Consider the following 8954-nt stretch of genomic DNA (forward strand, 5'->3'; position numbering starts at 1 on the left):
TATCATTGTTTGAATTATTATTTTGTTTTTTATCTTTATTATCTTTTTGATTATTACTGTCTTGATTTTTTTGATTTTCATTTAGTTTTTTTTGAACAATCTCATAATTTTTCTTAATATTTATATCGTTATCACTAAGCATATTGTCTTTATAATAATCCAGAGCCTTCTCTAAATCTTTAGGATTATTTTTATTGTTTTCATTAAGAAGAACTAAAGAGTTTCCTTTTAAAAATCCATTTTCCACAGGGCTTTCAATCACTTTTTTATAATTTTTCATTTGGTAATCTGTAATTATAAGATTTATTCTTATATTGTAGTCCTCTTTAATTTTAAGAGCTTTTTCATAATATTCAATAGCCTTTTCATAATTTTTTGAATAGTAATTTTTATTTCCCATTTTTACATAATAAAATAAAGCTATATCCTTATATGAAAAGGCTAAAATAATAAGAGAAAGAATAAAACCAAGAAGATAAATAATTTTTTTATTTTTCATATTTTATTCCCCCTTTTAAAAAGTATCCAATAAGTATAAATATAAGTCCAAATCCTAAAAATAGTTGATAATATTTTTTATAGATACTAAATTTTTCATTTTTGATACTGTTTTTATCTAGTGAATTTATATCATTTATAAAAGTTTTAGTTTCATCATTTAGATTATTAACTTCATAGTATTTACCACCTGATGAGTTAGCCATCTCTTTTAAAAAACTAGAATTTAATTTACTGATTACAACATGGTTATTTTCATCTTTAATAAATCCACTTTTTTTATTATCTGGAATAACAGCTCCTTTTTCAGTACCAATTCCAATACTAAAAACTTTTATATTATTTTTATTTATAAAATCTAAAGTTTTTTTATCATAATCTCCACCATCAGAGATAATAGCGACAATTTTATTATCACTTCCTACCTCTTCAAAGGAGTTATTAGCAATGACAAGTCCTTCATAAACATTTGTTCCACCACCAGAAATTAAATTTGTATCAATAACATTTATAAAATTTTCAGCAATGGTATAATCATCAGTAAGTGGCATCTGTATATAGGCACTATCTGAGAAAGGGATAATTCCAACCTTATCCCCTTTTAAATCTTTAATTATATTTTTAGCAATCAGTTTAGCTCTCTCTATTCTGTTTGGATATATATCTTTTGTAAGCATAGAACGAGAGGTATCCATAAGGATATATACACTATTTCCCTTTCTCTCTACCTCTTGATTTTCTAAAAATTTTTCAGGAGAAAGAAGAGAGAAAAACACAAGAAAACTCCCTAAACTTATAAAAAATATTTTAATAAAAAATAACTTTTTATTATTTGAAAGATTTAAAATATCCAAACATTTTTTCTTTTTTAAATATCCCATAATTAAAATAATAAATATCATAATAGGGAAGATTAAATAAATTAAATTTTCTAAATTTCCAAATTTCATATTAATCCCTTCTTAAACTATGGTATTCTTATAAAAATTAAAAATTCTAAGAATATACCAACAATTAAAAATAAAAGAGAAGTTTTTACAAAATTAAAATAAAGCTCCTCTCTTTGTAAAAATTCTTGTTTTTCAACCTCTGTTTTTTCAAGTTTATTTATCTCATCAAATATATTAGCAAAAGATTTTTCATCACTAGCTCTGAAGTATTGTCCGTTGGTTTCCTTTGCCATAGCATTTAAAAGATTTTCATCAAGTTCATTATTTTTAATTTTTCTTACACCACCAAACCAAGGGATATTTCTTTCATAACTTCCTATACCGATAGTATAAATTTTTATTCCAAAGTTTTTAGCTAATTTTGTGGCATCCATAGGGGAAAGTTCACCAGAGTTGTTTTCTCCATCAGTCATAAGAATGATAACCTTTGATTTTGAATTAGAGTCCTTTAATCTATTGATGGCAACACCAACTCCCATACCGATAGCAGTTTGATTATTGCTAGTTATATCATTTACATCTATTTTTTCAATCACATCTTTTAACATATTGGTATCAAATGTAAGAGGTATTTTTGTATAGGCATCCCCACCAAAAATAACAAGTCCAATTCTATCATCTGTTCTTTTTGAGATAAATTGAGAAAGTAACTCTTTAGATTTTTCCAAACGGTTAGGGTTAAAATCCTCTTGTAACATAGATTTTGATAAATCTAGTGCCACCACAATATCAATCCCCTCTTTTTTTATCTTGTGTTCAGATACTATTTGAGGTCTAGCTAGCCCCACTACCATAAGAAGACAAGAGATAAAAATAAGATATTTTCCTATGAGATATTTTTTTGATTTAAAAGCGTAGGATTTTATATTGTTAATACTTGGCACTGTGAGAGTAGAGTTTTTATTTTTTCTAAAGAAAAGATAAACAATTAAAGGAATAAGGAGAAAAAAATATGGGTCTTGAAATTTATACATCTTTATCTTCCTCCTTTAATTTATTAAATATTTCAAAACCTCGTTTTTGAAGTTTCATTTTATCATCAGATTGTTTATTTGAAAATTTATAAAAATCCAAAGAGTATAGAAATTCTATATCTGATGAAGAGATACTATTTATTTCAGAATAATCTCCAGATAAAAATTTTGTATTGTATAAATAATCTATATATTCTCTAAGAGCTGTACTTATTTCAAAAGGAAAATTTCTATCATCAAGATTTTCCAAAATATTTTTACATCTTTCTTTTGGAGAGATATTATTTTTTAACTTAGATTTTTTTATTAAATTTTTTATTAGTCCAACAAAGGAGATGATAAAAATAAAAATTCCCAATAAAAATATAAAAGGAAAACTAGGATTTTTTACTACTTGATCTTTTCCATTAGAGAGATTTAAAAATATATTTTTGTCTTCAGGTGAAAGTGTTGAAGTTATTTTTAAATTTATCTCATTATTTTTTAAATCAACAATATTATCTCCAACTTTAAAACTTCTAAGAGTGATTTTTTCATCTTGAGCTTTATCAATATGAAAATCTTTAAAAGCATTTTGAAGTTCATCCTGTGTAGTATTATCTATTTTTAAATTTATCTTATCTCCAATATATATAGGCTTGCTCATAGTTTACCACCTCTTTTAAAAAATTTCATAAGAGTTTTTGTATAGTCCTCATCTGTATATATATCAAGAGTTTTTATAGGTAAACTTTCTTGAAAATTAATATTTTCCTTAAAATTTCCTACAATAATATCTTCACCTGTTTCAGAGTCTTTAAGTGTGAATAAAAACCCTTTAGGTAAAGATTCAAATTTTCTATCTATTATCCTAATAGGGATAAGAGTATGTTGTTTAGCTGTTATTTTTAGTTGTTTCTCAAAATTATTATCTAAAAAGTCAGAGATAAGAAAAATAATTGAATGAGTTTTTTTTATCTTTCTTAAAAAATTAAGAGCTAAAGATATATCAGTCCCTCTTCCACTAGGTTTAGTGTTTAAAAGAGAGTCGATTATTTTTAAGGTTTGATTTCTTCCTTTTTGTGGGGGGATAAATTTTTCAACCTTGTCTGAGAAAAGAATAAGTCCCACATTGTCACCATTTTCACAACCACTATAAGCTAAGGAACCAGATATTTGAGCTATTAAATCCTCTTTATTTCTAAAATTATTTGATAGAGATATATCAACTATTAAAAATATAGAAAGCTCTCTCTCCTCTTCATACTCTTTTACATAGGTTTTTCTTTGTCTTGCTGAAGTTTTCCAATCAATTCTTTTAACATCATCACCGACTTCATATTTTCTTACATCAGAAAATTCCATTCCATTTCCTTTAAAGATAGAACGATAATTTCCTACAAAAAATTCATTTGCAACAGCCTTTGTTTTTATATTTAGTTTTTTTATTTTTTTTAAAAGTTCCTCTTTAGTCATAACAAACCTCTATTTTATGGAAGTTCAACAGTTTCGATTATTTCCATAATTATTTCTTCAACAGTTTTTTCATTTGCCTCAGCCTCATAAGAAAGTAAAATTCTATGACGAAGTACATCATATATAACTTTTTTAATATCTTCAGGCATTACAAAATCTCTACCTTCTAAGAAAGCATTTGCCTTTGATGCTTTTACAAGGGCGATACTAGCACGAGGAGATGCACCACAAAGAATATATTGAGATTTCTCCCTTGTTTTAAAAATTATATTTAAAATATATTCTTTTAATTTTTCATCTATATAAACTTTTTTTACCTGTGATTTTAAATTATCTAAATCCTCTTTCTTTAAGATAGTTGAGATTTTAATATCATCAAAATCATTTTCCCCAGTGATTAGATTTAAAAAATCTTTTTCTTCCTCTTTTGTAGGATACTCAACTTTAACCTTCATTAAAAATCTATCCTGTTGAGCCTCTGGAAGAGGGTAAGTTCCATTTTGTTCAATTGGGTTTTGAGTAGCCAAAACAATAAAAGGTCTTTCTAAAGAAAAAGTTTCATTTGCAATGGTAACTTGTTTTTCTTGCATTGCCTCTAAAAGAGCTGATTGAACTTTTGCAGGAGCTCTATTTATTTCATCAGCTAAAATTATATTTGCAAAAATAGGACCTTTCTTTATATAAAATTCTCCAGTTTTTTCGTTGTAAATCTCTGTTCCAATTATATCACTTGGTAATAAATCAGGAGTAAATTGGATTCTTGAAAACTTAAGTCCCAAAGTGTCAGCTATTGTGTTTACTGTCAAAGATTTTGCAAGTCCGGGAAATCCTTCTAAAAGTATATGTCCCTCTGTTAACACTCCTATAAGGATTTTATCAATCATATTTTTTTGTCCAATAACTTTTTTACCAATCTCGTTTCTTAAATTATTTATTAATATATTATTTTCCAAAATATTCACCTCAAATATATCTTATTGATTTATTAAATTTTTATAATTTTCAAGTTTTTCTAAAAACTCTTTAGGTATTCTACTTGGTTTCTTTCTGTTATAATCAAAAGCCATATTTTTTGTAGAACCTTTTAGAGCTACCTCATTTTTTTCATTTATAACTTCATAAAAAATTTCAAAAGAACTTTTTGTAAATTCAATATCTTTTATAAAACATTTTAAATTTTCTCCAAGAGTAACCTCTCTTAAATAAAATATGTGGGATTCTAATTGAATGATTCCCTTATCTTCTCCAATATTAATCTCATCATATCCAATAGAATTAAGCCAATCCATTCTACATTGTTGGAAAATTATCAGGGCTCTTTCATTCCCCATATGTCCACCATAATTTATATCAGAAACTATGACCTTATAATTTATTGAAAACATAACTACCTCCTAAATATTTTGTTCGATTTTTTAGACTGAGAAAAAAGTAAATTTGGTTAAATAATTTTATAAAATTGGAGGAAATAATAAAAAAATTATAAATTATATGTTATAATATTTAATAAAAATGTAATTTGATTTAACAATTTTTATGCAATAAAATTTAAGGAGGTAGAGGTAGACTTTCTATCGAAATTATTATGGCTTATGAAAATTCAAAACATATATATGAAAAAGCAGTAAAATTTATTCCTGGAGGGGTAAATAGTCCAGTAAGAGCTTTTAAATCTGTAAATAAAGAGGCTCCTATTTTTATAAAAAAAGCTAAGGGTTCTAAACTTTGGGACGAAGATGGAAATGAATATATTGACTATATTTGTTCTTGGGGACCTATGATACTTGGTCATAATTTTAAAAATGTAATAGAAGGTGTAAGAGAGGCAATAGAAAATGGAAGTTCTTATGGATTACCTACAAAGTTAGAGGCTGAACTTGCTGAACTTATTATAAAATGTTGTCCGTCTATGGATAAGGTAAGACTTACAACTTCTGGAACAGAGGCTACAATGTCAGCAGTGAGAGTTGCAAGAGCCTATACAAAAAGAAATAAAATTTTAAAATTTGAAGGTTGTTATCACGGACACTCTGATGCTCTTCTTGTAAAATCTGGTTCAGGACTTTTAACAGATGGTTATCAAGATAGTAACGGGATAACAGAGGGAGTTTTAAAGGATACTTTAACAGTTCCATTTGGTGATATGGAAAAAGTTTCTAAAGTTTTAGAGACAAAAGAGGTTGCTTGTCTTATAATGGAACCTGTTCCAGCCAATATGGGAGTTATTGAGCCTGATGTAGAATTTTTAAAATTTGTAAGAGATATTTGTACAAAAACAGGGACAGTTTTAATATTTGATGAAGTTATCTCAGGATTTAGATTATCACTTGGAGGAGCTCAAGAATATTTTGGAATTATCCCAGATATGACAACTCTTGGAAAAATAATTGGTGGAGGTTATCCAGTTGGAGCTTTTGGAGGAAAAGAGGAGATAATGGATTTAATAGCTCCAGTAGGAAGAGTTTATCACGCTGGAACTTTATCAGGAAATCCAATATCTGTAAGAGCTGGATATGAAACTGTAAATTATCTTTATGAAAACAGAGAAACAATTTATAAAAAATTGGAAGAGAAAACAAAATATATAACTGAAAATTTAAAAAAATTAGCAGATAAATATAAAGTTCCAGTTTGTATAAATACTTTGGGTTCTTTATATACAATATTTTTTAATGAATTGGACAGAGTTAAAAACTTAGAAGATTCTTTAAAATCAAATACAGAAAATTTTGCTATTTACTTTAACACAATGCTAGATAATGGAATTGTTATTCCACCATCACAGTTTGAGGCACATTTTATATCTCTTGCTTTAACTGATGAGGATATAGCAAAAACTTTAGAGGTAGCAGAAAAAGCTTTTAAAAAAATTAGTGAAAAATAATTAATAACTAAAAGGGAAAATATGGAAAATATAAGAGATTGTTTTATAAAGATATTTGATAAATATCTTCAGGAAAAAGAAGCAAGTTTTGCCAAAAATCCATTGGGGCAATTTATAAGAAATGAAGTTCCAGAAGTAATAAAATATAAAATAGATTTAGATATTAATAAATATAAAATAGTTGGATCTTGCGGACAAGGGGGCTGGGCTGCTGTTCCATGGATTGCTATTTTTGATAGAGATATCACAGAATCAGCTCAAGGGGGATATTATTTAGTTTATCTTTTTAATGAAAAGATGAATAGAGTGTACCTTTCACTTAATCAAGGTTGGACTTTTTATAAGAAAACTTTTGGGAAAAAAGAGGGAAGTAAAAATATAGAAAAAGTTTCTAAAAAATTAAGAGATAAACTGTTAATATTAAAGGAAAGACACTATAAAAATTTAACTAAAATTTATCTTGGAAATGGAGACTTAGCAGAGGGATATGAGTTAGGACATATTTGTGGTGTAGAATATAATTTACAAAATTTACCAAATGAAAATATATTGATAAATGATTTAGTAAATATGTTAAATATATATTTAGAACTAAAGCATTTATTATATATAAATGATTTTGAAGAAATAGTAAATGGTTATGTTTTAGATGATAAATATTTTATTTCTGATGAAAATCAATTAAATTTTCAAATACAGGAGTGTATTCCAGAGGAAAATATAAAGATAGAGCCTAAGAAAAGATTATCACCAAGAATATCAGAAAGAGGAAAGATTTGGCCAAGGGATCCAGGAATATCTAAAAAAGCCATTATCGAAGCCAATTTTTTATGTGAATATGATAGTTCTCATAAATCTTTTACTTCTGAAAGTTCCAAGAGACAATATATGGAAGCTCATCATTTAATACCGTTGAATTTTCAAGATGAGTTTGAAAATAGCTTAGATGTAATTGGAAATATAGTAAGTTTATGTCCTAATTGCCATAGAAAAATTCACTATGGGATTTTTAAAGAAAAAGAACAATTAATAGAAAAATTATATTTAGATAGAAAAGATATTTTAAATAAATTTGGAATAGAGATTACTCTAGAAGAATTAAAGAAAAAATATAAAAAATAATTAAAAAATATAGAAAGTTATGAAAGGGAAATAGGATGAGAGAAGAAAAATATGATATTAGTTTTTTAGCAGAGGAAAAAATAAATGAAATCTTAAGATCTGCTAAGGAAAAATCAAATGATAAAGAGGAAGTAAGAAGAATTTTAAAAAAAGCTGAACTTGCTGAGGGGATAAGTCCAGAAGAGTCTGCAATACTTTTAAATATAGAAGACGAAGAACTTTTAGAAGAGATGTATGTTATAGCTAAAAAGATAAAAGAAAAAATTTATGGAAAAAGAATTGTTATGTTTGCACCACTTTATGTAAGCAATTATTGTGTAAATAACTGCCACTATTGTGGATACCAACATTGTAATGACAAACTTAATAGAAAAAAATTAACAAGAGAGGAGCTTATAAACGAGGTTAAAGCTCTTGAGGCTCTTGGACATAAAAGAATAGTTTTAGAAGCTGGAGAGGATCCAATCAACTGTTCTTTAGATTATATTTTACAATGTATAAAAGATATTTATTCAATTAAATTTGAAAATGGAAACATCAGAAGAATAAATATAAATATAGCTGCAACAACTGTTGAAGATTATAAAAAATTAAAAGAAGCTGAAATTGGAACTTATACACTTTTCCAAGAAAGTTTCCATAGACCAACTTATGAAAAAATGCACTTAAGTGGACCAAAAAGAGATTACTACTACCATACAACAGCAATGTTTAGAGCTAGGGAAGCTGGAATTGATGATGTTGGAATAGGTGTTCTATACGGACTTTATGATTCGATATATGAAACTGTTGCAATGATAATGTATGCAAATGAACTTGAAAGAGTAACAGGGGTTGGACCACATACAATTTCTGTTCCTAGATTAAGAGAGGCAAGTAATGTTACATTAAAAGAGTATCCGCACCTTGTAAATGATGCAACTTTCAAAAAAATAGTAGCAGTGATTAGAATGGCTGTACCTTATACAGGAATGATATTATCAACAAGGGAAGAGGCAGATTTTAGAGATGAGGTAATTTCAATAGGAATTTCTCAAGTAAGTTCTGGTTCTTGTACAGGAGTTGGAGGAT

Annotated in this window: 10 protein-coding genes; 3 read left to right on the forward strand and 7 right to left on the reverse strand. The window is 26.9% G+C overall.

What is annotated here, in order from left to right; translation table 11 throughout:
• The 7 genes from Q1J48_RS06780 to Q1J48_RS06810 all read right to left on the reverse strand — a co-directional run.
• The coding region (locus tag Q1J48_RS06780; RefSeq protein ID WP_367181839.1) for a tetratricopeptide repeat protein at window positions 1–499 on the reverse strand (499 nt) is incomplete at its 3' end.
• Complete coding sequence (locus Q1J48_RS06785; protein WP_300331075.1) at window positions 489–1448, reverse strand: vWA domain-containing protein; 960 nt, start codon at window positions 1446–1448, stop codon at window positions 489–491. The genes Q1J48_RS06785 and Q1J48_RS06780, both read right to left, overlap by 11 nt.
• Window positions 1449–1465: 17 nt before the next feature.
• The gene (locus tag Q1J48_RS06790; RefSeq protein ID WP_300362146.1) at window positions 1466–2242 is read right to left on the reverse strand and encodes a VWA domain-containing protein; all 777 of its coding nucleotides are present in this window, start codon (window positions 2240–2242) and stop codon (window positions 1466–1468) included.
• A 172-nt stretch (window positions 2243–2414) separates the two neighbouring features.
• Window positions 2415–3068 carry a hypothetical protein gene (locus Q1J48_RS06795; RefSeq protein WP_300362148.1) on the reverse strand — a complete coding sequence of 218 codons (654 nt, stop codon included), beginning with the start codon at window positions 3066–3068 and terminating at the stop codon, window positions 2415–2417.
• Entirely contained in the window at window positions 3065–3877 is an 813-nt protein-coding gene (locus Q1J48_RS06800) for a DUF58 domain-containing protein (RefSeq protein WP_300362151.1), read from the reverse strand. The genes Q1J48_RS06795 and Q1J48_RS06800 overlap by 4 nt, the downstream gene beginning before the upstream one ends.
• Before the next feature lie 14 nt (window positions 3878–3891).
• Window positions 3892–4830 carry an AAA family ATPase gene (locus Q1J48_RS06805; protein ID WP_300362153.1) on the reverse strand — a complete coding sequence of 313 codons (939 nt, stop codon included), beginning with the start codon at window positions 4828–4830 and terminating at the stop codon, window positions 3892–3894.
• Window positions 4831–4851: 21 nt separating this feature from the next.
• The gene (locus tag Q1J48_RS06810; RefSeq protein ID WP_300362156.1) at window positions 4852–5262 is read right to left on the reverse strand and encodes an acyl-CoA thioesterase; all 411 of its coding nucleotides are present in this window, start codon (window positions 5260–5262) and stop codon (window positions 4852–4854) included.
• 200 nt (window positions 5263–5462) lie between these two features.
• On the opposite strand from Q1J48_RS06810, the gene hemL reads away from it, so the two are divergent.
• The 3 genes from hemL to hydG form a co-directional block, all read left to right on the forward strand.
• Window positions 5463–6761 carry a glutamate-1-semialdehyde 2,1-aminomutase gene (gene hemL, locus Q1J48_RS06815; RefSeq protein ID WP_300362158.1) on the forward strand — a complete coding sequence of 433 codons (1299 nt, stop codon included), beginning with the start codon at window positions 5463–5465 and terminating at the stop codon, window positions 6759–6761.
• 21 nt (window positions 6762–6782) lie between these two features.
• Window positions 6783–7883 (forward strand): MrcB family domain-containing protein, encoded by a 1101-nt coding sequence (locus Q1J48_RS06820; RefSeq protein WP_300362161.1) that lies wholly within the window; start codon window positions 6783–6785, stop codon window positions 7881–7883.
• Window positions 7884–7918: 35 nt separating this feature from the next.
• The coding region (hydG, locus tag Q1J48_RS06825; RefSeq protein WP_300362164.1) for a [FeFe] hydrogenase H-cluster radical SAM maturase HydG at window positions 7919–8954 on the forward strand (1036 nt) is incomplete at its 3' end.

It is taken from the genome of Fusobacterium sp. (assembly GCF_029258315.1).
Classification (GTDB): domain Bacteria; phylum Fusobacteriota; class Fusobacteriia; order Fusobacteriales; family Fusobacteriaceae; genus Fusobacterium_B.